The following is a 25,203-nucleotide window of genomic DNA, read 5'->3' on the forward strand; positions in this document are numbered from 1 at the left end:
CACCATGGTGAAAAAAAAGCGCAAATCAACTTTGTTTGCCATACGGGGAGATATTAGCCGTAGAACCTATACATCCGGTGTCGTGCTCATTGTTGTGATAGCTTTGCTCTTCTGGAGTGTGCTCAGCTATGGCGGCTTTGTAAATCGTACGTTCTTACCTACACCGGATCAAGTACTTCGACAGTTTGCCATTCAACTTCAGAGTTCTGTTTTCTGGAACCATGTTGGCATAAGTATTTTTCGAGTAGGGGCGGGCTTTCTGCTTGCTTGTTTACTGGGTATTCCGCTTGGCATTCTGGCTGGTACGTTCCGCTTCGCTGAAGCGCTGCTTGTTCCTCCGACAGAGTTTATTCGGTATATGCCTGCGACGGCTTTCATCCCGCTCATTATGGTTTGGGCAGGGATTGGTGAATGGGCGAAGGTGATCGTCATCTTCATCGGCTGCTTTTTCCAACTCATGCTGATGGTTGCCGATAATACACGTTCGGTATCCAATGATTTGCTTCAAACCTCCTATACGCTTGGTGCGAACCGCTGGCAAGTAATCGAGAGGGTGCTTATTCCTGCTCTACTGCCGGATTTAATGAACACTATGCGATTAATCATCGGTTGGGCTTGGACATATCTCGTTGTAGCTGAGTTGGTTGCGGCTAGCAGCGGACTAGGGTTCTCCATTATGAAAGCGCAGCGGTTCCTCAATACGGATCTGATCTTCGTAGGAATTATCGCCATTGGCTTGCTTGGATTACTAACGGATCGCACATTCGCTTATTGTCACCGCAGATTTTTCCCGTGGTTGGAAGGAGGGCGTTAAACCATGCATGCTTTGAATATGGAGCCCTCAGATGACAGAGCTGTGTCTGTGAGTAAAATTACGGCGACGGATATAACGAAGGTGTATAGCACAAAGAAATCACAGTTTGTTGCGCTGGATCGCGTTTCATTCCATGTGGATGCGCATGAGTTTATCAGTTTTGTAGGTCCGTCTGGTTGCGGTAAATCCTCTTTATTGAGGATCCTTGCGGGTTTAGAGCCATTGACGACAGGCACGTTAAGCATTTCTGGTCATGAGATTGATGGTCCTGGGGCTGACCGTGGGATGGTATTCCAGTCGTACACGTTATTCCCGTGGCTTTCTGTGAGGGAGAATATTGAGTTCGGACTGACGCTCAAAGGCATTCCTTTATTCGAAAAGAGGGCCATTTCCGATCACTTTATGGAGCTCGTCGGGCTTCAAAAGTTCGCTAGATCCCTGCCGAAGGAGCTTTCGGGCGGTATGAAGCAGCGGGTCGCTATCGCTCGGGCTTTGGCGAACAATCCGGAAGTCCTGCTGATGGATGAGCCATTCGGCGCACTCGATCCGCAGACGAAGAATTCGATGCAGGAGCTGTTATTGCGTATTTGGGAAAAGGAAAAAACCACCGTCGTTTTCATTACTCATGACATCGAGGAAGCTATCTTCTTATCACAGCGCGTGTATGTGATGCAGGCGCATCCGGGAAGGATTCGCCAAGAAATCGTGATTCCGCAAGGACTTCGTGAGACCTTGGAGTGTAAAGATACGGAGTCATTTATTAAGCTGAAGAAGCAAATTATTTCGCTTATAGGGGATCATGAGGAGTAAGGAATTGAAAGAGACTTGGCCTTTAATGGCCGAGTTTTTTGCGTTTGGGGTGGGGAGTATGGTTTGCCTGGAGACGGCAGACCCTCGGAGAATCCCCAACCCTAGTCCCGCCAACCGACTTAGATGTAAAAAGATCAGCTAATTGTGCTCAAATCACTATTTTACTTGGAATAGCTGCATTTCCTACATCTAAAACCCCGGGAAATGAGGGTTTTAAACCTTATGGGGGAAATTAGCTGCACTTTTTGCAGGTAATCCATCCTGAGTACGCTCAACCTGAAATATAGATGTACAAATTGCAGTTAATTGTGAATCCTGGAGCAGCAAGAGCAGACCACAGACTACAGACGGATCTACGTACAAAAAAACAAGTTAGACGCTATAGCTTGACCAGGATAAGACCGGCAAAGAGGAGGGATAGGGCAATGGTTGCAAAAGGGTAAGTCGTTCTTTGTAGACAAGCACAGAGCCGACAACGACGACAAGTCCATAGGTAGAGAAAATGGGCGCGACGATGGACCCCGGCCCCATTTGCAGTGCGACGGAGTAAAGCTGAAGGCCACCGTAAGAGAAGCAGCCAGAAAGCAGCCCCCATAGAAGTCCTGTGCGACTTGGTGACGCATCAGATGTAGCGATGAGACCTTGTTGTACAGGCTTTTGCTGCTTCTTGGTATGGCTAGCTGCGGCTATGGCGAACCAAAATGCTGATAGCAGATAACTGATGAGCAGGATAGGCGTATTCGCTAATTCTAGCTCGGCAGTAACTTTCAAGCCGCCGTTGCGGAAGAAGAACAGAAGTCCGCCGAGCGCAACGAGTGCAAACCATTTCTTTTCTTTGATTGTGAGAGGCTCTTTGAGCTTTATGGATACAAGTACCGCTGAAGCAATGAGCAGGACGATGCCGCTGGCTTCCGTGCTATGTATGCGTTCACCGTAGATAGTGACGGACATGAGAATGACAAGCAAAATATTTAAGTTCATTAGCGGCGCTGTCAAGCTTGCCGGACCGTTATCGAGCGCCTTCATGAACACGACATTGCCCCAGCCTGACCCCACGCCAATGATGATGCCAGCTAACCAAACACGCCAATCGTCTAAGAAGAGGGAGCCTTCCCATAGACTGTTCACTGCGAAGCCAAGTGTCCCTGTGAGATAGAGTCCGAGCAATAGATGCGGTGTAGAGCCTTGGCGCATTTGACTCACTTTCATAAAAAGGCCGGTTAGACCAAATAGTACGGCACTGCCGACTGCAGCAATAAACCACATGATGTGTGAACTCCTTACGTTTTCTTTTCATAAGCGGGCTGCATGTATCTTCAAATAATTGATTTTTCGAATACACGAATCTATTCATTATAGCGAATTGCCGTAGGAATGCACAGATTATCGAAATTTGACGAGCGATTTGCTTATCGATAAAATGAGTTATAGCATTTCAAGAATGAGGGATTTCCTATGAAGAGAAGTAAACAGCCTACCATAGTCGATGTTGCTTCCGAAGCGGGCGTTTCCATTGCGACGGTTTCCAATGTTTTGAATCGGAGAAAGGTGCCGATGTCACCGGAGACGATACGCAAAGTGGAGGAGGCCGTTGTACAGCTGGGTTATCGCCGCAATGTGATGGCAACGAACCTTAGCAGGCGTCGATCCTATGAGTTAGGCCTTATCATACCGCATTTCGGCGGCTATTATGGCCGTTTTGCAGAGAAGCTGGAGCAGAAAGTACATAGTTTCGGCTACCATTTATCCGTATTTTCAGCAGCGGGTATGGATCCAGTGATTGAGAAGCGTCACCTGGAGCACTTGCTGCAGCGAAGAGTAGACGGTTTAGTGAGCCATGGTTTAGCGATGAGTATGCAATCGACCCAGCAGTTAGTCGGTGAGGGCACGCCGCTGGTTATCTTTAATGGCTGGGGCTGGCCTAGCGACATCGTCAAACTGGCGGTTAATTTGGATTTCGCGAAGGCTTCGACGGAAGCTGTCCAGCATTTTCTCGCGGGCGGCTGCCGCTCCATTATTTATGCCGGCAGGCGTAAAGGGATGGGGGCCAATGAGCAGCGTATTCAAGGGTTTATGGAAGGGCTAGGCGATAAGGCCAAGTCGACGGTTCATGCGCTTCTGGATGCGGGAGAGCTCGGTATCGAGGGTACACTGGAGGAAGCCCTGCGCATAAGCGGCGAGCAGCGGCCTATCGGCATCTACACCTTTAATGATGCGTTGGCGTTGGAGCTTCTTGCTGTGTGTCATGAGCGAGGCATTCGCGTGCCAGAGGATGTGCAGTTGATTGGAATGGACAATGAACTGTTTTCTAAGTCCAGCTTTCCTTCTATCACAAGCTTCGACATGCCAGTCGAGCTGCAAACGAGATTAGTTGCCGCTTTTCTGATGCGGCAGATTGGCGAAGACTTGGATGAGGAGAATACACAGCTGCTGGATGAGTACCTGCCGCATATTCACGGACACGAGCTATTTATTGATTTGGAGATGATTGTCCGGAAGTCTACAACAACATGAAAAGACCGTTATACTCTCGTTAAGATGAGAAGTATAGCGGTTTTTTTGGTATATCACTTATTAGATTTGAAGCTCATTTCTATTCGATTGTCTTTGATGCTTCAAGAACTCTTTGCCATAATCCCCATGGGGATTAATGTCGGCATGTTCAATTTGGATGGTGGAATGCTCGATACCATATTTACTTTTCAGAGTTTCATTAATCGCAAGAATAACACAGAAGGGTTGAATGTTAGGATTGATGAACACATGCGCAGTTAAAGAGTAGTGATCGGTCGAAACCGCCCACAGATGCATCTCATGCACATCTTCGACACCTTCAACGCGCGCGATCTCACTGCGAATTTCATCTAAGTTGAAGCGTTCAGGCACGGACTCCATTAGAATCAGGTAAGATTCTCGAATAATTTTGCTCCCACCAGTAAAAATAATGCCGCCAATGACCATCGAAATCAGCGGATCGAACAAGAGAAGACCTGTGTAATAAATGATAATAGAAGAGATAATGACACCTACCGAGCTGAGTAAATCACCGAAAAAGTGCCACAGTGCGCTTTTCACATTCAGATTGTCTTCCTCTTTCACACTGTTATGGAGAACCAATGTAAGCACAAGATTGACAACGAAACCGATGGAGGCAATTCCAAGCATAAGAGCCAGGCGAATAGGCTGCGGGTCAATGATACGTTGGATCCCCTCGATGAAAATTCCCAAAGCAATGATACAGAGGGCTAATCCATTCAGAAAAGACGCGATAATCTCAAACCGTAGGAAACCAAAGGTGAATCGCGCATTAGGCTGACGAGTAGCCAGCTTCAGAGCAACCATACTAAGTCCCAAAGCGATGACGTCGGAGATCATATGAGCAGAGTCGGATAGTAAAGCAAGGGAATTCGATAGCACCCCACCTACAATTTCTACAATAGTGAAAAAGGCGGTCAGTATGAGAGTCACCCATAACGTTTTTCTGGATTTGCTCTGTTCTTTAACATGATGGAGATGGTGATAGTCGTATTCGATACTCATACGTTTCCTCCTTGTTTATAATAATTCTAATTAAGATAATTATATGCTAGAGCTTCGTCAGGTGCAACTTATTTTGTATAAAGAGTATATGAAGAGCGTGAGAGGTCATGTTGGGCATAGTAAAAGCCTGATTTCTCAGGCTTATGTTTAACTATGATTCCGGTTGGGATCTGTATAAAGTACACCATCGGGATCAATGTTTTTGTCGCCATTGGCAAAACGGTCTGGCATAATTTGATAAAACCCAGCGGATTTGGCCCATTCTGGCGCCTTAAATCCATCAACTTCATGCATATAGGGCATTTCATAATAGGCTGCGGGCGGGTTGGGCTGCTCTTCGAAGATACCGGATTCGCTCATCCATAGCGTTTCATCACGAGATTGCAGCCGAAAGCGTAAGAGAATCTTTTCTGTACCGGCGACAATTCCGTTTCCCAGTAGTCAAAATAGCGATCCGTTGCTATTTTTTTCATCTCATAATCATTGTGGAATTTCTTCCAATCATATTTATTGCCCGTCACCGCGGTTACTTGGTCTACGTCATTCTTTTTGGTACGGACTCGAAGATGAAACGTATCCTTGTCATAGGAGTAAGCCCATTTGGTATGGGGGGAATGGTACAAGCTCTCGATCTGCATGGGAAGTTCTCCTTTATCATCCATGGATTAAGGATTCTGCGCCGTCGATAAAGACGGAAGTTCCGGTAATATGGTCGGATTGATCCGTAGCGAGGAACAGCACCAGATTCGCGACTTGACTAGCGGTTCCGGATTTGTGTCTGAGCGGATGATCTCCTTCGGGAAATTCAATAGGGATCGTGATTTCTTCCAGCTCGGGTCTGCGGTCCGTATTCTCATCAATATTCGTTTCGATAGCTCCTGGACAGATGGCGTTTACACGAATTTTGTAACGTGCCAATTCAAGCGCAGCCATTTTCATGAAAGCGACTTGTCCGGCTTTGGAAGTACTATAAGCGCTCATTCCAAAATTCGAGAAAACCCGGTTGCCGTTAATGGAGCTAGTAATGATAATGCTGCCACCATGCTGTTTAAGAGGCTCGATGGCATGTTTGACGCACAAGAATGTGCCAGTCAAGTTAATATTGATCGTTTGGTACCAATCCTCAAGTTCCATATGTTCGATAGGAGAGAGAACACCATTAATCCCTGCGTTGGCTACCAGTACGTCCAGCCGCCTCCATTTATCCATAACCGTTTTAACGGCCTGTTTCACTTCTTCTTCGACGGAAATATCCGCTTCTAAAGAGATCGCTTCTCCTCCGGCAGCCTGCACTTTGGCTAATGCTTCTTCCAGCTCGCCGCTTGGTCGGTTAAGCAGCCCGATTTTGAACCCTTTTTCAGCCAAACGTATAGCGGATGCTAAGCCAATGCCGGACGATGCGCCCGTCACAATGGCGACTTTCTTCGAAATATCGTATGATTCTGGATGGTTTTGTTCTTGTGCGGTCATTGGAAAAAACCTCCTAAATGAATGGCATACATGTATAAGGTCATTACCCCGGCTTTAGGGGATCGAATCTTAGTGGTGAAGGGAAGAAAATAAAGCGCTTTCTAATTTGTAACATAATTGAAATGTTCCTGTTATGGTTTCATAATGTTGGCGAGGTATTATAATAACCAAGACCCCCTTTTTAATATAAACTTTTGAACCTGGCCCCGTTGGCTGGGTTCCTTTTTTTTGTGTATGACAAATAACCCTTATACATTAAGCGTTTACGGGCCGTTTTGTTGTAGTTTTACATTCCTAAAGGGAGTCTTGGTAGGATTTTGCAAATTCCTTTCAGAGTCCATGATATGCCTCACAGATATAATCCCCCCTTTTCAGATCGATATCTGAAAACCTCAACGCATGAATTTCACCCATACGCATACCGCAATGAATGGCTAACACGAAAATAATTTCATGTCTGTGACCATCAATAGCTCTAAAGAAAGTTGTAGCTTCTTCTTCCGTCCAAATAAAAGCAATTCATACATTTAACACTGTGATAATATGGAAATAATAAGTTTATAAGTATAGAGAAAGGATGTACATATGAAAATAAATCAATTAATTTCGAACAATATTAATCTATTAGATGCAGCACTACCAGTAGATAAATCGTTAGGTATAGCTGGTTTGTCTGGATCTGGTAAAACAACTTTTTGTCAAACCATTGGTGAAGAATCCAAGAAGCGTCTCGTTTCCTTATTGCCAAAGGCTGAATATCAGTATTTATTTCCTGAAATTATGGAAACCAATTTTAGTGCCATCAAGATGGAAGAAATGCCTTTAGTCCTTTTTCTCGGAAAATCTTCGATATCATCCAATCCGCGTTCAACCATTGGCACACATACTGGCGTTTTTAAAGAGATTCGCGTGCGTCTTGCAGAAAAGTTTGATCTTTCACCAGAGGTTTTTTCCTTTAATAATGCCTTAGGCTGGTGTCCAGATTGTAAAGGGCGCAGTATGACCCAAAATGTCGATTGTCCAAAGTGCAAGGGTAGGCGCTACAATCAAGAAGTTGAGCAATATAAGATGGAATTATTAAATCAACCACATAGTATTTCCGATATGAATAACTTAAGTATTGAAACGATTCTTTCTCTTGCAGAGGAATTACAAATTAGTGAAGCGAAGCAGCATATTCTCCAAAATATAATCAATATGAATATGGGTTACTTAACATTAAATCGTATTATGGGTACATTGTCAGGTGGAGAAATAACACGACTTTACTTGGCCGAATTCATGGCAACAAGTGAAAATACGGTTATTATCATTGATGAAATCTCCGTGGGTCTTGATCACCAAACATTATTGAAAATTTTAGATGAGATTAAACAATTGGGCTATAAGAATCAAATTTGGCTCATTGACCATTCTGACACCGTGCTCGACACAGCGGATGATCAATTGTTCTTTGGACCTGGTAGCGGTAAATACGGTGGGAAAATTGTTGAAGAATCACCACGTCCAAAACCAATCCATTGTGAACTAAATAAGGCAATGCCAACAGAATACTATCAATTTCATGATCTTTACTGCCGTAATATTCAAATGGCTGAAATTCAGATTCCCAAGAATAGACTTGTAACCTTTACGGGTGAGTCGGGATGCGGTAAATCTACACTTGTCAATGAGTGTATGGTCAAAGATTTTCAGAAGCGTTATCCAAAAGATAAACTGGTCGTGGTTGGGCAGGATCGAAACCAGTCGATTTCCAGTCGGTCAACCGTTGCGACGTTTCTTGATATTAAAAAGAAACTCACCAAATTTAGCGAGGATATTGATGATATTTTTCAGCGCTCGATTGAAGATATTATTGATGAACTGCCAAATGAAGACATCGCTCATAAACGCTTGAGTTTATTGATTAAACTTGGACTTGGTTATTTAACGTTGGAAAGAAAGACACAGTCCTTATCGACGGGTGAGTTTCAATGTGTTCATTTGGTTTCTGAGCTGTTTACGAATTCAAGAAACCCACATACCCTTTTTATTTTTGACGAGCCTTCAAAAGGTTTATCCCAAAATATTTTAAACCAATTCATTGATAGTGTTAGGGACATTCTGGAAGATGAATCTGTCTCTATCCTGATGATTGAACATAATGCCTATATGATGGAAAGCTCTGATTTTATCATTGATTTTGGAAAAAGGCAGCCTGAACCTGTGAAGCAGCTTGATGTTGTCAGTCATGATGATTATTATCGTCAAAAAGATAAGGAAGATAGCAATGCCCCCATGCTTATTTCTTCCACACTAAAGCCGCAAAACGGTATTCACTACTTACAAGAAAATCAGTTGGACTATTTTAAAAAGGCAGAAAACGTCTATAAGGGTGGTATCTTAAAGAGCTTATCGCCAATTGCCCATGTGATTTATGGTGAATATGAATCTGAAAAGATTGCACCTGTCATCGCCATTGATCTTGAACGACATCTGTATAGTCAATATAGTTTTCTCTATGAAATAGGTGGACTGATCAACCATATTGTGGCTGCTCATCCGACCAATAAAGATACAAGAAGCTTCGATTTCTATTATCAAGACAATCACTGTCCGAGTTGTTCGGGTCGTCGTGTCATTGAACAATTTGATATGGATGTTCTCATTCAAGATAAAACAGTCCCATTCTGGGATGGTATGTTACTTCCAGAAGTCATGGATGTCTTGAAATATTATCAACATGCTAAATTGCACTTCCTATTTGATGAGATAAAGAACGAACTTGGTCACGATATGAATAAAAGCTTTAATGAGATGTCTGAAGCAGAAAAGCGTACTCTCTTATTTGGTTATTGGGAAAAGTCATTTTATGATAAAGCAGGGAAGGCTTCGAGAACATGGGAAGGCTTTAATCTCATCCTTGGGCGTTATATGGTAATTTCGAAGAACATTCCTCTTAAAGAGCAAATGAAAGCCTCAAAAGAAATGATTACCTGCCCAGTTTGTCACGGAAGCGTGTTAAACCATCATAAAAAGCTAAAATTTGGTGATACGGATATTCGTGAGATAATTCAGCAACCGATTGATCAGGTCATTAAAACCGTAGGGAAGTTACCAGAGCTAGATAAATTAAAATCTATTGTTGGCGGCGATCTTGCACTTACGGAAGAAGTCTCCTTACTTCCAAGGGAAACACAAGTTGCGCTAAAAATGCTTGAATTGGATCTTGCAAGCTTTGTTGGCTATGAAGTGGTTTTACAAAATGCTGTACCCTTCTGGGACAAGATTAAAGGTAACCTCGAGGCGATCAGTAGTAAAAACTTGATTACCATCTGTGATTTTGCCAATATTGCTGAAACTAGAGAAACCATTATTGATAAGTATTTCACTAATGGAAAATATAAAAAACTAACTTATGTCTATGAAGCGTTTGGTTACAATAAAATTGTTACCCAGATTAATAAGATTAAAGCAAGTCATCCATGCCCATTCTGTGGCGGGAAGAAAGTAATTTCAGAAGATGGTCTTCATGACGGCGTATTTAAGTTATCGGTGCCATGTGTTAGCTGTTATGTAAGTGGCATCAATGATGAAGGGCGCAAGGAAATCGTCGATGGTATAGATGTACAAACATGGCTTACTGGCAAAGTAAGTGATGTTGTTGCTGAAAGTTTACTTACTGAGGCAGTTGCAGATATTCCTATCTTCAATCGTATTCGTGAGTTGAATAAACGAGATATGATGGCGGTTTATCATTGCCTGAAGTAGAATACGCTCCAGTTTCCCTTGCTCAAACCTTTAAAAATCATCAAAATCTCGTAACCCACGCCCCGTTGGCTGGGTTCCTTTTTTTTGTTAAGTACAAAAAATTCTCATTTCAATAACTAGCGATGTATTTCAAGCTTCCGATTACCAGCACAGCAAGGTATACTGGAAGTATCAGTTTTCGGGATGAACGCCACAATGGATTGCAAACGCATACATAAATGCAAATCATGTACAATGATTACTCTCAATATGATCGTAACACGGAATCGTAAAGGAAATGGGGACATTTACTATGCTGTTCAAGAGAGAGAGAAGCGTTAATGTTAACGTTAACAAAGGAAGGCACCGCGTGTTTGCGCGTATTCTCGTTCCTTATCTTGTTTTTCTGATGCTGCCGATGATTATTGGCTGGGTCATTTATGAGAAGACGACGGCGCTAATCGAAAGCGAAGCAACCGCGAGCCATATGAACCTGCTGGAGCAGAGTAAAGATATCCTCGATCGAAGACTGGAGGAAATCGCCTCGATTACTCAGCAGTTAGCGGCGGATACAAGAATTATGCGGTTTCAGTCTGTCACCGATCCATTTGAGGGGACGAATACGTACCGGATTTTGGATACGAATAAAAGCTTGTACGATTACAGGATGTCTAACAATTTCATATTTAATTATTATGTCTTGTTCAAAAATAGTGAAATGGTGTTAACTCCGGGAGCTAGTTACTCTTTTCAGCATTTTTTTGATCGGGTAGCTCATTACAGCAAGCATGATTATGATTCATGGTATGACTTTGTCTCCAAGCAATTTCATACCCGCAAAACCTTTGCGTCTGAGGAAGTCATCGTACAAGGTGTGCCTTATTCTATGCTGACGTATATGCAATCGCTTGGGTACCCCGGCAACCCCCAGGGCGCCATTGCTGTCATGATTGATCAAAAGGAAATCCAGAAGCTGTTTCAAGGGCTGAACATTTCCGAAGGGGGGTGGGCCTATATTGTGGATGGCGAGGGGAAAATCATCAGTGAGCTATCGGCGAGTAAAGCCCCCTTACCGATCGAGATCGGCAATCTTATTGGCAATAAGGGCGTAATTGAGAAATCGCTGCAATCGAAGCAGATGATGATTACCTATACGAAATCCTCCTATAACGGTTGGACGTATCTGGTGGGAGAGCCTACTTTTGTTGTACTGGAGAAGGTTCGTTATATTCAGAAAATCATTTTCTCTTTGACATTCGTTTTTCTTGTCGTGGGTGTCTTCATCGCGTATGTGCTGGCTTATCGCAACAGTAAACCGTTAAGGAATATCGTAAACATGATTCTGGAAAAAGCGGACGTAATCTCGCACCAGAGAGATGCCTTTGGATTAATCGGAGAAACGGTAACCGGTTTGTTCCACAATAACCATAGAATGAAGTCCGAGATAGAGCAGCAGGTTCCTTTGCTGCGGGCTGCGTATTTTCAGCGGCTGTTGAACGGGCAATTTATTTCGGCGCGTGATGCCGATGCACTGTTAAAGCATGTCGGTATGGATTTGCAAGGGATGTCATATCGGGTCGCGGTTGTTCATTTGCGAGGCTTCGATAACGGCTATAACAATGACCTGTTGGAAGAACTGGATATGAAGCGTTTGCTGGCTAAAGAAATGTTGAGAAGGACGATCGATCAGGAAGGCTTCGTTTACGATATAGCGGAGGATCAATTCGGGGTGCTTTTCTGTTATAGAGCTGAACAGCCGGAGCCCTACAAGGAGCCTATTGAGCTGAAGCTTAAGGAAGTCAATGAGGAGATGAAAAGCCAGTTAAAGCTGGTGTCCGTCTATGGTGTAGGCGGCTTATGTGATAGCATCACTAGCATCTCCAGATCGTATGAACAGGCCAGAGAAGCATTGAACGTACAATTATGGAAAAATGAGAACGAAATCGTGTGGTATGACGAGCTTCCGACAGATATGAACAACTACTATTTTCCGCAGGATGTGGAGATCCGCTTAATTAATTTGGCTAAAGCAGGGGATCATGCTGAGGTTCAGCATACGCTCGACGAGATATACCATGAAAATTTCGAGCTGAGGCACCTTTCCTTCGCGGTTATGCAGTTGTTCTTGTTCGAAATGTGGGGAAGTCTGGTCAAGCTGTTGCCGCAAATGGAGCTCGATCAGCAAGAGGTTTACAAGCGGATCCAATCACTTAGCAACGAGATTGATTCCTATGAAAATATGCGCAAAAATTATCAGTCGATCCGCGCAACCTACAAATGGATATGCGAAAGCGTGAACGAGCATAAGAAAAGCCAAAATGTGCAGCTGATCCAAAGTATTCTTGGCATGCTGCAGAACGCATATATGGACAGTGAGCTTTGTCTGGATGTAGTGGCCGATCGCTTTCGCATCTCGAAAGTGTATCTCTCCCAATTCTTCAAAGAGCAAACGGGCATTAATTTCTCCGACTATTTGGAAAATCTGCGCATGGATCGGGCCAAAGATCTACTGCAGACAACGGAGCTAACCATTCTTGAAATTTCCGATAAGGTTGGCTATAGCTCCTCCAATACGTTTTGTCGGGCATTCAAGCGGCTGCATGGCGTCAGTGCGACCTCCTATAAGAAATTACACGGATAAGAATGCGGCACTTAGGTGCCGTATTCTTTACTTTTGCACATCCATTTAGAAGTGCACATGGCCGAATCTTAATATTTGCACATATAGAGAGCGCTTTCTAATTTACGGCTTGAGGCGATTTCTTGTATCGTTAAGGTATCAATTGAAAGGGGGAAGAGCGCACAATGAAAGAGGTTGTATTAACCAAAGTAAGCACGGGAGCAAGCAGTCGTCTATTAATTGTCGCAAGGAAGCAAATGAAGAAAAGTTGGCAATTATATGCCCTGCTTGCGCTTCCAGTCATCTATGTCTTTGTGTTTAAATATTATCCGATGTACGGGGCGCAGATTGCCTTCAAGGATTATATTGCATCCAAGGGAGTCGCTGGGAGCGAGTGGGTCGGGATGAAGCACTTCATTCGATTTTTCAACTCTTATGAATTTGTGAAATTGATGAAAAACACGTTGATCATCAGCTTGTACAGCTTGCTTGCCGGAATTCCATTTCCGATTATTCTGGCCCTATCATTGAATTATGTGAAAAACCAGCTGTTCAAAAAATCCGTACAGATGATCACTTACGCACCCCATTTTATATCCGTCGTCGTGATGGTAGGGATCGTTATGGAGCTGCTCGACCCCCGCAATGGATTAGTGAACATGCTGCTCGGTCAATTGGGCTTCGAACCGATCAATTTTATGGCTAAGCCGGAATATTTCAGCTCGATTTATGTCTGGTCAGGTATTTGGCAAAATGTAGGGTTTTCCTGCATCATTTATTTAGCTGCATTAGCGGGTGTCGATCCCGCACAGCATGAAGCGGCTGTCATTGATGGAGCAAGTAAATTTCAGCGCATGCTGCATATCGATCTGCCGAGCATCATTCCGGTTATGATTATTCTACTTATTTTGAACACCGGTCATATTCTGGATCTGGGCTTTGAAAAGGTACTGCTATTGCAGAATCCGCTGAATGCGCGAACCTCAGAAGTCATTGATACGTTCGTGTATAAGGTCGGGCTTGCCTCTCAGGCGATGAATTACTCTTATTCCACGGCCATCAATTTATTCAAATCGGTCATTGGTTTGATATTACTGATCTCGGTTAACCAAATGGCAAAGAAAGCTAAGCAGGAAAGCCTATGGTAAGAGTGACAAGGGGAGGAAGTCATCATGGAGCAAGCTAACATTCGGGAAGCCAGCAATGACCGTTGGTTTAACGTGATCAATTACACGGTGCTTACCTTATTTCTCATTATAGTGATGTATCCGCTAGTGTTTATTGTAAGCGCATCCTTCAGCAGCCCAGACGCGGTTATCTCGGGGAAGGTGTGGCTGTGGCCGGTTCAACCTACACTCGACGGTTATGAGGCTGTATTTAAACATAAGCTGATCTGGAGCTCGTTTCGTAATTCCGTCATTTACACGGTTCTAGGTACAGTCATCAATGTCGCACTAACGATTATGGCCGCTTATCCGCTCGCACGTAGAGACTTGTATGGGAAAAATGCCGTCATGCTCTTGCTTGTGTTCACCACCATGTTTTCTGGCGGGCTCATTCCAAGCTACCTGCTGGTCAAAGATCTTGGCATGCTTAATACGATCTGGTCGATGATTTTGCCCGGGGCGATGAGTGTCTTCAATGTCATTATTACGAGAACCTATTTCAAAACGACGATACCGGAAGAGCTGCTGGAAGCCGCTCAGCTGGACGGCTGTAACGATTTCAAGTTTGTATGGAACGTCGTGATACCGCTGTCCGGTCCGATCATTGCTGTCATTACCCTGTATTCGGCGGTAGGCTATTGGAATCAATATTTCAATGCACTGATCTATTTGAAGCAGCCAAGCCTATATCCATTGCAGCTTGTACTTAGGGAAATACTCGTTCAGAATGAGGTGGATCCTGGCATGCTGTCCGATCTGGGACAGGAAGCGAATCGGGAGGGCCTGCGGGCACTGCTTAAATACTCTCTCATTGTCGTCTCATCGCTACCGCTCATGATGATTTATCCTTTTGTACAGAAGCATTTTGTTAAGGGGGTCATGATCGGTTCGTTGAAAGGTTAGTCATTCATTGAAAAATTTTTCTAATGAAAAATGCTAGGGAGGGTTCTTTTAGATGAAAAAATGGATGGTAGTAAGCTTAGGTTTAGCCTTGTGTACAGTCTCGATATTAAGCGGTTGTTCAGATAAGGAAGCAGCACAACCAGATGCGACTCCTAAAGTAGCAGAGGATCGGGTGACTGCAGCAGGGGAATTACCTATCACGAAGGAAAAAACGACCTTAAAGGTTCTTGTAAAGGGAAGCGCATTTGTTGAAGACTTTGCAACGAATGAATATACGAAGTACCTGGAGGAGAAGACGAACATTCATATTGAATGGGATGTTGCCCCAGAGAAATCAGCGGTAGAAAAGCTTAATTTGGTGCTCGGAAGCGGAGATTTGCCTGATGTGATCATGGGCTTTGACGTTAGCCCTACGCAGCAGCTGATCTATGGCAGCCAAGGGGATTTCCTCGATCTAACGCCCTATATCGCTAAGTATGGCATCGAGACCAAGAAGATGTTTGAGCAGGTTGATGGAGTGAAAGATGCTATTACGGCGCCTGGCGGTAAAATATATGGGCTGCCGCTAGTGAACGAGTGTTTCCACTGTTCAATGGGGCAAAAAATGTGGATTTACAAGCCATGGCTGGATAAATTGGGGCTTGCTGTGCCAACAACGACCGATGAGCTATACAAGGTGCTAAAGGAGTTTAAAACGAAGGATCCGAATGGCAACGGAAAAGCGGATGAGATTCCGCTTGCAGGTGCAGCGGTGGGACCTGCCGTCAATATCGATTCGTTCATTATGAATGCTTTTATACTAAATCCTAACAATACCAATCGTTTATACCTCAATAATGGCAAAGTCACTGTGCCTTATAACAAGCCGGAATGGCAAGAGGGTCTGAAGTACCTGCACAAGCTGTATGCCGAAGGTTTGATCGCGCCGCAATCCTTCACACAGGATCGGGATCAAGCGAAGCAGATGGGGGAGAATCCCAATATTAATATATTGGGCGCGGCGATAGCCCAGCATAACGGGACGTTTACAGCCTTCAATGGACCGAGCGGAAGATGGCTTGAAGTTACCGCTGTTCCAGTGCTTAAAGGGCCGAAAGGCTTGCAAGTTGCACCGTATACCAATAGTGTTTCTCAAGGGCGTTACGTGATTACGAAAGCGAGTAAAAATCCAGAAGCCGCCTTCCGTCTAGCGGATTTAATGTATACACAGGAGATGACGCTGCGTAATGCAGAAGGGCGTCCAGATGTGGAGTGGAAATATGCGGCTCAAGGCGAACTCGGTATCAATGGCAAGCAAGCCATTTGGAAATATACCGAAGCCAAGCTGGCAAATGTGCAAAATATAAAATGGTCTCAAACCGGACCATCGCTTAGAACGAACGATTTCCGTTTAGGCTTGGTCGCCGATCCGAAAAACCCATTGGAAGTTATTTTGTACAATGAAACGAAAAACAAATACGAGCCTTATAAGCAGAAGCTGGATACTGTTCTACCACAGTTGTTCTTCACGAACGAGCAAGCGATGGAGCTAGCCGATCTCGAGAAGACGATTACTGATCATGTCAAAGAGATGACCGCACGTTTCATCATCGGGGATGCAAATTTGGATAAGGAATGGGACGGCTACCTGAAAAATCTGGATAATATGAACCTGAAGCGTTATCTGGAAATTTACCAAGCTGCCTATGATGCGAAGAAGAAGTAGATTTGAATGATCAATAGACGGGTCGACAATCCAGCGAATAACTCTGGAAAGTCGGCCCTTTACTTTGTACATCCCTTCCATCGTTGTTTTTGATAAAAAATCATTATTTACGTCAAAGACGCCTCCTATGAAAACGTTTATATTGAAAATGAGTTCAATACAAAGGAGTGCGTTGCGATGAATAATACGAAGGTTATGTTTCTCAGTCCATGGCAGGTAGAAACGGTAGAAGAGAAGTTCTCCCCACAAATTGGCGATCAGGAAGTTCTGGTCAAGAAGCTCTATACATTAATCAGTCCGGGAACTGAATTGGCCATGCTGTCAGGGAACGAAGCTTGGTTCCCGATGCCGGGTATTCCAGGTTATGCAGCTGTTAGTGAGATCGTGGAAGTAGGGGGAGGAGTTACGGAGTTTAAGACCGGTGATATTGTTTTTCATTATGGGAACCACACGAAATATGAGGTTGTTTCGATCAGAGGGACTTTTCTTAAAGTTCCGGAGAACTTGGATTTGAAATGGGTACCGTTTACTCGCATGGCCACCGTCGCAACGACTGCGATTCGTGTTTCAAATATTGAGTTCGGAGATTATGTAAGCGTAACGGGGCTTGGACTTATAGGAAATATGGCCGCTCAGCTAGCGCATTTACAAGGTGCTACTGTGATTGGTATTGATTTATCGGGGGAACGCCTTCGAATTGCTGAGCAATGTGGTGTCATTCATGTCATTAGTGGTGGAAAAGACAGCGTGAAGGAACAGATTGCCGAAATCACGCATGGAAAAGGAGTCTCAACCCATATCGAGGCAACAGGGGTGCCTCAAGTAGCCGTCCAAAGTCTCGAGTGGATCGCCAAATTAGGTGAGATCATTTTCCTGGGCAGTCCTCGCGGTGAATATAATACAGATGTTACTGAAATTTTGAACTACTGCCATCTCTATGGACGAGGTTGTATTACGTTCAAGGGAGCGCATGAATGGCGGTATCCAACCGAACCTAATGAGTTTGTCAAACATTCTTTGGTTAGAAACTCAAGCATCGTATTCGAGCTAATGAAGCAGAAACGGTTGCAGGTTGAACCATTAATCAGCCATGTGCTGAAGTCGGAGCAAGCAAAGAAAGCTTATGAGGGTCTCCGATTGGATAAGGATCAGTACAGCGGTGTTTTATTTGACTGGAGCGAGACTTGAGTCTTAAGAGAAAAGTTCGCAACGGCATGTTGAAATATGGAAAAGATGAATACGCTTCAGTTATACTTGGGAAATAATAGCATTAGGTCATCACTCATTCCGCAGGAGGAAAGTACATGGAGACTTGGATGAACAGCATCTCGCCTTTCGTCAGAATGGTCAAAATTCATAAATCCTTCTCTCTGGCGGGTGAGTGGATGGATTACGACCATGTGTATACCTATATCGAGCAAGGGGAAGCGGAGGTTTTTTTGGACGGGGTCAAATATCAAGTGAAGGAAGGAGACATTCTCCTTATGCCTCCCTTCATGGCGCATATTATTCGCTCTACGTCAGAGGTGCCATTGATCCAATATATCTTTCATTTTGATTTGTATTATGACGCAGAACGAAGTTCTTGGAAGGACCAAACGGTTACTGAAGAGCGTAAAGCAATTGCAGAAAAGGAGATGCAGCTAGCAGCTACCATCCCAATTTCCCACCTGCAGCTCACGGACCGGATCGAAATAAAGAAAAGATTCCTGAGCATGCAGAAGGAATTTCTGGATAAGAGATCGGGTTATTCGTTGATCCTTAAGGGGATTTGTTTGGAATTATTGGTCCTTTTTATGAAGGGACAAGTGAGCCATAACGATAAAGAAGGTAAAATGACAAAGGGTTGGGTGTTCATTGAAAACACCATTAATTTGATCAATGAAAGATATTGGGACCCTGAACTGGATAATCATACGATTAGTAATCATGTCGGAATTTCGACCAATCACTTATCGTTTTTATTTAAAGATCAACTGGGCATTACGATTCATAAATATTTGACCCATATTCGAATTGAGCAATCGAAAATAAGAATGATCGAGGGGAATCAAACCTTAACCGCTATTGCTGAGCAGGTGGGCTTTTCAAGCATTTATTTATTCAGCCGATCCTTCAAGGCTACTGTCGGGGTTATGCCTAGCCTATTTATGGCGATGAATTCTCAGCCAACCATTTCTTAGAATAAGATCATACCCCCGTGTTCACTATCGCGGCCATCTCCGGTGAACGGGAAGCAATATGGGGAAATCCGCATGAGGCTCCATCTGGTACCAATAGGCAACGGAAGAAACATCGTCAGTTCGTTCGAAAAGCTCTCTGCTGTTATGTCCAATCTGTTGAATCGTGACGCGCAAATCGCTCTCGAAATGGATAGGGTCTGGAAGATGCCAACGATACAGTCCATGCATAGGCACGGAATCTTCGCCAAACTTCTCTTTGAGGGTCGTATCAGATTTGGAATAGAAGGGGTATCCAAGATAGGGAGTGCTGTATGGCACCTCGACGGGGATCCCGTTTTCTTTTTCGTAAAAGCACCAGGCTCCACCGAAATAATCCTCCGTCCCCGTCCCGCAGAGAGTTGGCCATTCTTCATCTCCATCCATATAAAATTTAATTTCCCCCTCACCCCACCAATAACGCTCTAATGCCGCCCATGCCAGATAGGTGCCAACATATTTTCCCTTGCCCTTAACTCCGTCCAGAATCGTGTAATCTTTTCCTTCCATTGTGATATTCTCTCTTCTCCATTGGGCGTGAAAGTATGCCGTATTCTCCGGGAGCAAATCTACTAGCGTATAATGAAACTGATAGAAGAAGCCGTGAATATCCTCGGCGTGCTGATTCTCGATCGTAATTTTGGCTGATTGCCGGAAAGGCATGGGGAAGTAGCAGTTCATGCCGCCTGTGGGATTCACGACGATCGGCTGCGAATTCACCTTACAGCGTTCACCGAACCCATTGCAAAAGAAATCGCCAAGCGGCACCTCCACGGAAGGTGAGGCTTCATCATCCCAATAGATGCGGAGCACTAAATCTCTAAGGACAAAATTCCCCTTGGAGGTAGCGTTCGTACAAGTGATCCAGAAGTGCTGCAGGATGCCGGTTCCATGAATGTCGGCCAGAACGACCGTTTCTCCTTGAGGTAAAGTGATGCACGGCTTGCCTTTGCGGGCAATACCTAAATTGCTTGCTGCTTTCCCTCCTTGTCCCTTCTCACCGGTCGGATTCTCTGCTGTGATCCAGCGAGTTCGGCCTTGTGTCAGGAATGGAGCTGCAGAGAGTTCTGGGATAAAGCCTTGATTTTGCGACATAGGAACATCCACCTTTATCATTATAGTTATGCGAACTTGAAAACATTATATAATGAAGGTAAGCGCGTTCATTTAGCCAAAGTTAGTTAAAAGTTAACCATTATTGCTGAAAGGAAGGATTCTTACTTTGAGCTTTCAAACTGTCTCCCCATACGTTCGTATTGCGATGGATAGTATCATACAATCTCCTTGGATGTTAAAAGAAAGAATGCTTTGGGACTATGAGCTGTTATATCTAATGGAGGGCCGGGTGGACATAACGATCGAGGACAAGACCTATGAAGGTAAACCAGGAGACTTGTTTCTGCTTAAGCCTGGACATAGGCATTCCATCCAGCTCGTAGGTGATAAGCCGATTCGTCAGCCGCACGTGCATTTTGATTTGTTCCAGCTGGAGGATAGCGGAGACGTAAAGGTATCGTTCAAAATGCTGCAAGACATGGATGAGAGGGAGCGAAGCTGGTTTCGTAAGGATGAGCTGTCGGGCGCGCTCGTTGATCTCCCGAATCATATTCGTTTAAGGGATCCGAGTCGCGTGGAGCAGCAGCTTTTTGGAATCATAGCGGAATTTGAAGCGAAGTTGCCATTATATGAATGGCGTTTAAAGGGCAGTCTGCTGGAATTAATTACATATATAGTGAGGGAGCATGCGTGGAACGGGAGATTATTTGAAAACAGTCTTCACCAAGAACTGTTATTGGATATAGAGCGTTACATCGCGGCTCACGTTCACCGTGATTTGAAATTGGATGAGCTATCGGAGCGATTCCATATCAGTAAATACTATTTGATCCATTTGTTTAATAAAGTATTCGATGTTAGTCCGATCCAATATCACCAGAGAATCCGGCTGGAGCGAGCCAAAAATATGATCAGGCATACCTTAATGCCGCTTCAGGAAATCGCAGATCAATTAGGATTTTCCGGTATTCATGCATTCAGTCGAGCTTTTAAGAAAAAAGTGGGGGTTTCGCCTGCTGGCTTTCGGAAGGAATTCCGTGATGAGCATCGCTCAGAATCTGTAAGGTCTTCTATTTAAACCAGCCTTTTTTCCAAAACCAAGCGAACATGCCGAATCCAATTCCGAACATGATCACGATAATTGCAAAATATCCCCCGTGCCACTTCAGTTCAGGCATATAAGCGAAATTCATCCCATAAAGACCAGCAATGAACGTTAATGGCATGAAGATCGTCGTGATTACCGTCAACGTTTTCATGATGGTATTCATTCGGTTAGAATTTAGGGAGATGTAGCTGTCCCTCATATCAGCCGTCATGTCGCGGTTTGAATCAATCATTTCAGACAGCTTGAGCAGATGATCATGAATGTCCGTGAAAAAGACGAGCTGTTCGCGAAGATGTTCGATTCGATCTGTATTGATGAGTCTGTACAGCAAGTCACGCATGGGCACGATGGTGCGACGTAATTTTAACAATTTGGCCCGAATACCAAAAATATGTTTCATGAGGGCTTCAATGGATTCGGAATCAAAATTGTTCTCGATATCATCCAATTGATCTTCGATTTGGTAAACACTTGGGAAATATTGATCCACCAAATTATCAAGAATTAAATAAGCCGCATAAATATGACCTTCATTCCGCAAATGTTCTTGTTCTGAAATTCGGCTCCAAGCATCCTCAATTTCCCGTGATTCATGCAAATGAAAGGTCACAATGTAGTTACTTCCCAGAAACATGTCCACTTCTTCGGCATCCAGTGTCATAGCATTAATTGCATGCATCACAAAAAAGTGAACGTTCTCATAGTGATCCATCTTCGGTCGTTGAAGTAAGAAAAAGCAGTCCTCTATGGCCAGCGGATGAAAATGGAAATGCTCTTTCAGATGCAGCGCTTCCTCTTCGCTCGGATTATGAAAGTCGACCCAATACCACTTAATGTTCGGGCCAAGAAGCTCCTCGAAGGGGACATTATGGAGCACTTTGAAGTCCATGGTAATAGCAAGGGAACGAATCATCATTAAAACTCCTTGGCTCATATTTTCATCTGCTTAATTTTACCATACAATTGTGAGGTTTTAGAAATGCTCGGTCCCCCGCTAAAGCTAGATTATCCTTGAGTTTTGAAGGTGGAGAGCAAGAAATTGTACGCTGTACAACAATATCTTGTTTTTCTTCCTTCCAAGCTGAAGATGTTGTATTTGATGCAACAATTCGGCCATGTTTTTTACATTAATTAGAGTGTGAAGCATCGGCGGGTGAGATAGGTAGTGCTTGTGTGAATTCACACAAGCACTTTTTTTATGGTTAGGGGATGAAGCGCATGGCTTTCATCCACATGCACGAAGGCGTCATACCGCCGAGCCATAAGAGAGGGAACGTAATTCCCTCTCTCATGAGCAGGGCGGTACACGACCCCGATGGCACGGTGCCCCAGCACCTCGTGCCCGAGAATGGGATCCTCCTTGCTCAGCAGGAGGATTTGATCGTGCGCGCTGGCGCGATGCATGAGCTCCTCCCAGCTGCCCGGCTGGGCAGGTGGCACTTGCATCGTCGCCATCGGCGCGCCCCAGGATGTCGCGGCGACGACCGTGCCGCGGTAAGTGCCGAAGCCGATGGCGAACACATCGGCTTCGCCGTGCGCTTCGCGCACGAGCTGGCCGACGTTCACCATACCGTCGGCCAACATATCTGTTGCACGCGCGTCGCCGACGTGCGTGTTGTGCTCCCAGACGATGACTTTGGCGTCTGGGCCGTGGTGGCCCGCGAGGCGGCGCAGCGCCTCGACCATGTGTCGGTCGCGGACGTTCCACGAGTCCGCGTCGTGACGAACCATGGTGCGGTAGTAATCCTCAGCGTTCACAGCAACAAGCGCGTTCAATTCCGCGCTGAGAGCTGCTTCGCTGTCTTCTTCGTACCGCACGCGTTTCGCGTGAAGCGCTTGAAGCAGCTTCACTACCTCATCCTTGCAGCTTTCGCCGTAAAAAGCCGCGGAAACCCCGTAATTTTGTCCCTCCTTCTCATAAGAGTCGAAGCACTCAAATGCCTTCCTCGCCAGAGCTAACTGCTCAGGTGTGCCTTTTTCCTGTAAATAACGTTCGATCTCTTCTAGTGACTCCCATAAACTATAGACGTCTAAACCGTAAAACCCGACTCGCTTTGCCATCGGCTTATCTGCGTTGTGTTGGTTGAGCCACTCCATCAACTCCCCTACCTCTTCATTGGCCCACATCCAAGTCGGCCAGCGATTAAAAGTTTCCAATACCTCACGGGAGCTCGGCTTTGCATCCTTGTACTGCTTCACATAGCGGTTAATCTCATAACATGACGGCCAGTCGCCCTCGACAGCAATAAAAGAAAAACCTTTTGTTTCAATCAATTTACGGCTTAGCTCCATGCGCAGCTTATAAAATTCCGATGTACCATGCGTTGCCTCACCGAGTAAAACGTACTTCTTGTCTCCGATTGCTTCTACTAATACATCCAAATCTTCGGGGGTGCTTAGCTGCACGGCTTGTTGTCTAATCTGTTCCACAATGGCGTCTTCAACTTTCACTTGTTTGACTCCTATTCCTAAAGATTTACATTCTGTAGTATGTACAAAAGTACATACAAAAAAAGCGATTCGAATGGATTCGCTTTTTTTGTAACACAATTGGAACATTCCTGTTACAGTTCTCTAACATAGTAGGTGTATTATAATAAACAAGACCCCCCTTTTTTAATATAAACTTTGGACCTGGCCCCGTTGGCTAGGTCCCCTTTTTTTGTTAGAGAGAAAGGATGATGCCAAAATGATTCGCACAGGAGAACGGCTATACATCCGCCACTTTGAAGTTGGAGACTCGGAAGCACTTCTGGCGTTGATGCTGCGCAACCGGCAATTGTTTGAACAGGTGGTGCCGTCCCGGTTGGAGTCGTTCTACACGCTGGATCACCAAGCCAGCAGCATTGAACTCTGGAAGCAGGCGGAACAAGAGGGGCGACGCTATTCATTCGGTATCTTCCTTAAAGGTACCGATGAACTCATAGGGGAAGCTTCGCTTTTCGAAATCGTTCGCGGACCGCTGCAGAAAGCGATGCTAGGTTATTGCTTGGATGCAGGGTACAATGGCAAAGGTTATATGACAGAGGCCATCCACCTTGTGCTGGATTACGCTTTCCAGGAGGCGGGACTTCATCGGATCGAAGCTGGGGCAATGCCGCATAATACCGGTTCTATCCGGGTGTTGGAGAAGGTTGGTTTCCGTCAGGAGGGCCTAGCCAGGGAGAATGTGAAGATTCAAGGCGTTTGGCGGGACCACGTGATGTTTGCCATATTGGAAAGCGACTCTCGCTAAGAAGGGGGAGAGCTTCCTTTATGGGAGTCTTTTTCATGATTGCGTGGTAAAATGGTGAAGAAAAAATGATTTGTTTGGAGAGGGGTCACACCAATGAGTGCCGAAATCGAAAGAAAGTTCCTATTACCCGCATTCCCTGTGGCAGAATTGGATAATAATGAAATCACGCTAGTTTCAAAGCAGTACATTTATCAAACCTATTTGGCCTTCTCGGAGGATCAAGAAATCAGAGTGCGCCAGCTGGTGGATAGTTCTGGATTGTCGCATTTTACCCATACGTTCAAATCGGGGCATGGCATGGTTCGGGAAGAGATTGAATACAACATATCGGAGCCTATATATAAGCAACTGCTTGAACGTACGGGGTTAATTCCATTGGAGAAGATTCGCACCACGGTTGATGTTCGGGGGCTCCATTTTGAAATTGATGAATATAAACAAGTAGACCTCTTGGTTGTTGAAGTCGAGTTTCCAAATGTTGAAGCTGCGCGGCTCTTTGTAGTACCTTCTTGGTTTGGGAGAGAGTTAGGAGCGGAGGAAGAATTTCGAAATAAGTCAATGTGGGTAAAGCTGCAGACGACACGATAAACGAAGTTTTGTTTCGATTTCCTTACAATTGGTTAATAATTTTCATCAAGATATTTCCAATTGTAAGGAGGGATATGACGTGAAAAAAGGACTTGTAAGGCGCAGGAAATCGCCTCTAGCCTTTTATCTAGCGGCTCTCGCTGTAACGATTGCCATGAACAGCAAGCATGTCTGACAGAATATGTAACAACTATAAGATAAAGGCCGAGTTTATGACCCAATTGGGGTCAGATCTTGGTC

Annotated in this window: 21 protein-coding genes; 13 read left to right on the plus strand and 8 right to left on the minus strand. The window is 44.6% G+C overall.

Annotation, left to right across the window (positions count from 1 at the left end):
• Positions 1-4 precede the first annotated feature (4 nt).
• The gene (locus tag GC098_RS03800) at positions 5-814 is read left to right on the plus strand and encodes an ABC transporter permease (protein ID WP_171641207.1); all 810 of its coding nucleotides are present in this window, start codon (positions 5-7) and stop codon (positions 812-814) included.
• A 3-nt stretch (positions 815-817) separates the two neighbouring features.
• Positions 818-1,624, plus strand: a complete 807-nt coding sequence (locus tag GC098_RS03805) for an ABC transporter ATP-binding protein (protein ID WP_312879980.1) — start codon at positions 818-820, stop codon at positions 1,622-1,624.
• 372 nt (positions 1,625-1,996) lie between these two features.
• Here GC098_RS03805 and GC098_RS03810 read toward each other — a convergent pair whose 3' ends face one another.
• The gene (locus tag GC098_RS03810; RefSeq protein WP_246358404.1) at positions 1,997-2,890 is read right to left on the minus strand and encodes an EamA family transporter; all 894 of its coding nucleotides are present in this window, start codon (positions 2,888-2,890) and stop codon (positions 1,997-1,999) included.
• Between the two features lie 189 nt (positions 2,891-3,079).
• Here GC098_RS03810 and GC098_RS03815 point away from each other — a divergent pair, with 189 nt between their 5' ends.
• Positions 3,080-4,138 carry a LacI family DNA-binding transcriptional regulator gene (locus tag GC098_RS03815; protein ID WP_171641086.1) on the plus strand — a complete coding sequence of 353 codons (1,059 nt, stop codon included), beginning with the start codon at positions 3,080-3,082 and terminating at the stop codon, positions 4,136-4,138.
• Between the two features lie 60 nt (positions 4,139-4,198).
• Here GC098_RS03815 and GC098_RS03820 read toward each other — a convergent pair whose 3' ends face one another.
• The 4 genes from GC098_RS03820 to GC098_RS03835 form a co-directional block, all read right to left on the minus strand.
• Positions 4,199-5,164, minus strand: a complete 966-nt coding sequence (locus GC098_RS03820) for a cation diffusion facilitator family transporter (RefSeq protein ID WP_171641088.1) — start codon at positions 5,162-5,164, stop codon at positions 4,199-4,201.
• A 147-nt stretch (positions 5,165-5,311) separates the two neighbouring features.
• Positions 5,312-5,524 carry a hypothetical protein gene (locus GC098_RS03825; RefSeq protein WP_171641090.1) on the minus strand — a complete coding sequence of 71 codons (213 nt, stop codon included), beginning with the start codon at positions 5,522-5,524 and terminating at the stop codon, positions 5,312-5,314.
• Positions 5,521-5,802, minus strand: a complete 282-nt coding sequence (locus GC098_RS03830) for an alpha amylase N-terminal ig-like domain-containing protein (protein ID WP_171641092.1) — start codon at positions 5,800-5,802, stop codon at positions 5,521-5,523. The genes GC098_RS03825 and GC098_RS03830 overlap by 4 nt, the downstream gene beginning before the upstream one ends.
• A gap of 16 nt (positions 5,803-5,818) precedes the next feature.
• On the minus strand, positions 5,819-6,634 hold the full coding sequence (locus tag GC098_RS03835) for an SDR family oxidoreductase (RefSeq protein ID WP_171641094.1): 816 nt from the start codon (positions 6,632-6,634) through the stop codon (positions 5,819-5,821).
• Between the two features lie 585 nt (positions 6,635-7,219).
• Here GC098_RS03835 and GC098_RS03840 point away from each other — a divergent pair.
• The 7 genes from GC098_RS03840 (at position 7,220) to GC098_RS03870 (ending at position 18,940) form a co-directional block, all read left to right on the plus strand.
• Complete coding sequence (locus tag GC098_RS03840) at positions 7,220-10,384, plus strand: ATP-binding cassette domain-containing protein (protein WP_171641096.1); 3,165 nt, start codon at positions 7,220-7,222, stop codon at positions 10,382-10,384.
• 292 nt (positions 10,385-10,676) lie between these two features.
• Positions 10,677-13,004, plus strand: a complete 2,328-nt coding sequence (locus GC098_RS03845) for a helix-turn-helix domain-containing protein (RefSeq protein ID WP_171641098.1) — start codon at positions 10,677-10,679, stop codon at positions 13,002-13,004.
• A 164-nt stretch (positions 13,005-13,168) separates the two neighbouring features.
• Positions 13,169-14,131, plus strand: a complete 963-nt coding sequence (locus GC098_RS03850; RefSeq protein ID WP_171641101.1) for an ABC transporter permease — start codon at positions 13,169-13,171, stop codon at positions 14,129-14,131.
• Positions 14,132-14,155: 24 nt separating this feature from the next.
• Positions 14,156-15,052, plus strand: coding sequence for a carbohydrate ABC transporter permease (locus GC098_RS03855; RefSeq protein WP_171641103.1), 897 nt, complete (start codon positions 14,156-14,158; stop codon positions 15,050-15,052).
• Between the two features lie 52 nt (positions 15,053-15,104).
• The gene (locus tag GC098_RS03860; RefSeq protein ID WP_171641105.1) at positions 15,105-16,757 is read left to right on the plus strand and encodes an ABC transporter substrate-binding protein; all 1,653 of its coding nucleotides are present in this window, start codon (positions 15,105-15,107) and stop codon (positions 16,755-16,757) included.
• A gap of 177 nt (positions 16,758-16,934) precedes the next feature.
• A complete protein-coding gene (locus GC098_RS03865) occupies positions 16,935-17,945 on the plus strand; it encodes a zinc-dependent alcohol dehydrogenase (RefSeq protein ID WP_171641107.1) in 1,011 nt (336 codons plus the stop codon).
• A 116-nt stretch (positions 17,946-18,061) separates the two neighbouring features.
• Positions 18,062-18,940 carry an AraC family transcriptional regulator gene (locus tag GC098_RS03870; protein WP_171641109.1) on the plus strand — a complete coding sequence of 293 codons (879 nt, stop codon included), beginning with the start codon at positions 18,062-18,064 and terminating at the stop codon, positions 18,938-18,940.
• 24 nt (positions 18,941-18,964) lie between these two features.
• Here the strand turns inward: GC098_RS03870 and GC098_RS03875 are convergent, their stop codons facing one another.
• Positions 18,965-20,071, minus strand: a complete 1,107-nt coding sequence (locus GC098_RS03875) for a glycoside hydrolase family 172 protein (RefSeq protein WP_171641111.1) — start codon at positions 20,069-20,071, stop codon at positions 18,965-18,967.
• A gap of 193 nt (positions 20,072-20,264) precedes the next feature.
• On the opposite strand from GC098_RS03875, the gene GC098_RS03880 reads away from it, so the two are divergent.
• Positions 20,265-21,110 carry an AraC family transcriptional regulator gene (locus GC098_RS03880; RefSeq protein WP_246358405.1) on the plus strand — a complete coding sequence of 282 codons (846 nt, stop codon included), beginning with the start codon at positions 20,265-20,267 and terminating at the stop codon, positions 21,108-21,110.
• Here GC098_RS03880 and corA read toward each other — a convergent pair.
• Together corA and GC098_RS03890 are read right to left on the minus strand one after the other, a co-directional pair.
• Positions 21,103-22,053 carry a magnesium/cobalt transporter CorA gene (gene corA, locus GC098_RS03885; protein ID WP_171641114.1) on the minus strand — a complete coding sequence of 317 codons (951 nt, stop codon included), beginning with the start codon at positions 22,051-22,053 and terminating at the stop codon, positions 21,103-21,105. The two genes, GC098_RS03880 and corA, sit on opposite strands and share 8 nt — an antisense overlap.
• 266 nt (positions 22,054-22,319) lie before the next feature.
• Entirely contained in the window at positions 22,320-23,591 is a 1,272-nt protein-coding gene (locus tag GC098_RS03890) for an erythromycin esterase family protein (RefSeq protein ID WP_312879981.1), read from the minus strand.
• Positions 23,592-23,829: 238 nt separating this feature from the next.
• On the opposite strand from GC098_RS03890, the gene GC098_RS03895 reads away from it, so the two are divergent.
• Both GC098_RS03895 and GC098_RS03900 read left to right on the plus strand, forming a co-directional pair.
• Positions 23,830-24,375 (plus strand): GNAT family N-acetyltransferase, encoded by a 546-nt coding sequence (locus tag GC098_RS03895; protein WP_171641119.1) that lies wholly within the window; start codon positions 23,830-23,832, stop codon positions 24,373-24,375.
• Between the two features lie 93 nt (positions 24,376-24,468).
• The gene (locus tag GC098_RS03900) at positions 24,469-24,963 is read left to right on the plus strand and encodes a CYTH domain-containing protein (RefSeq protein WP_171641121.1); all 495 of its coding nucleotides are present in this window, start codon (positions 24,469-24,471) and stop codon (positions 24,961-24,963) included.
• The last annotated feature ends 240 nt before the right edge of the window (positions 24,964-25,203 follow it).

This window comes from Paenibacillus phytorum, assembly GCF_013141715.1.
GTDB classification, from domain to species: Bacteria; Bacillota; Bacilli; order Paenibacillales; family NBRC-103111; genus Paenibacillus_E; species Paenibacillus_E phytorum.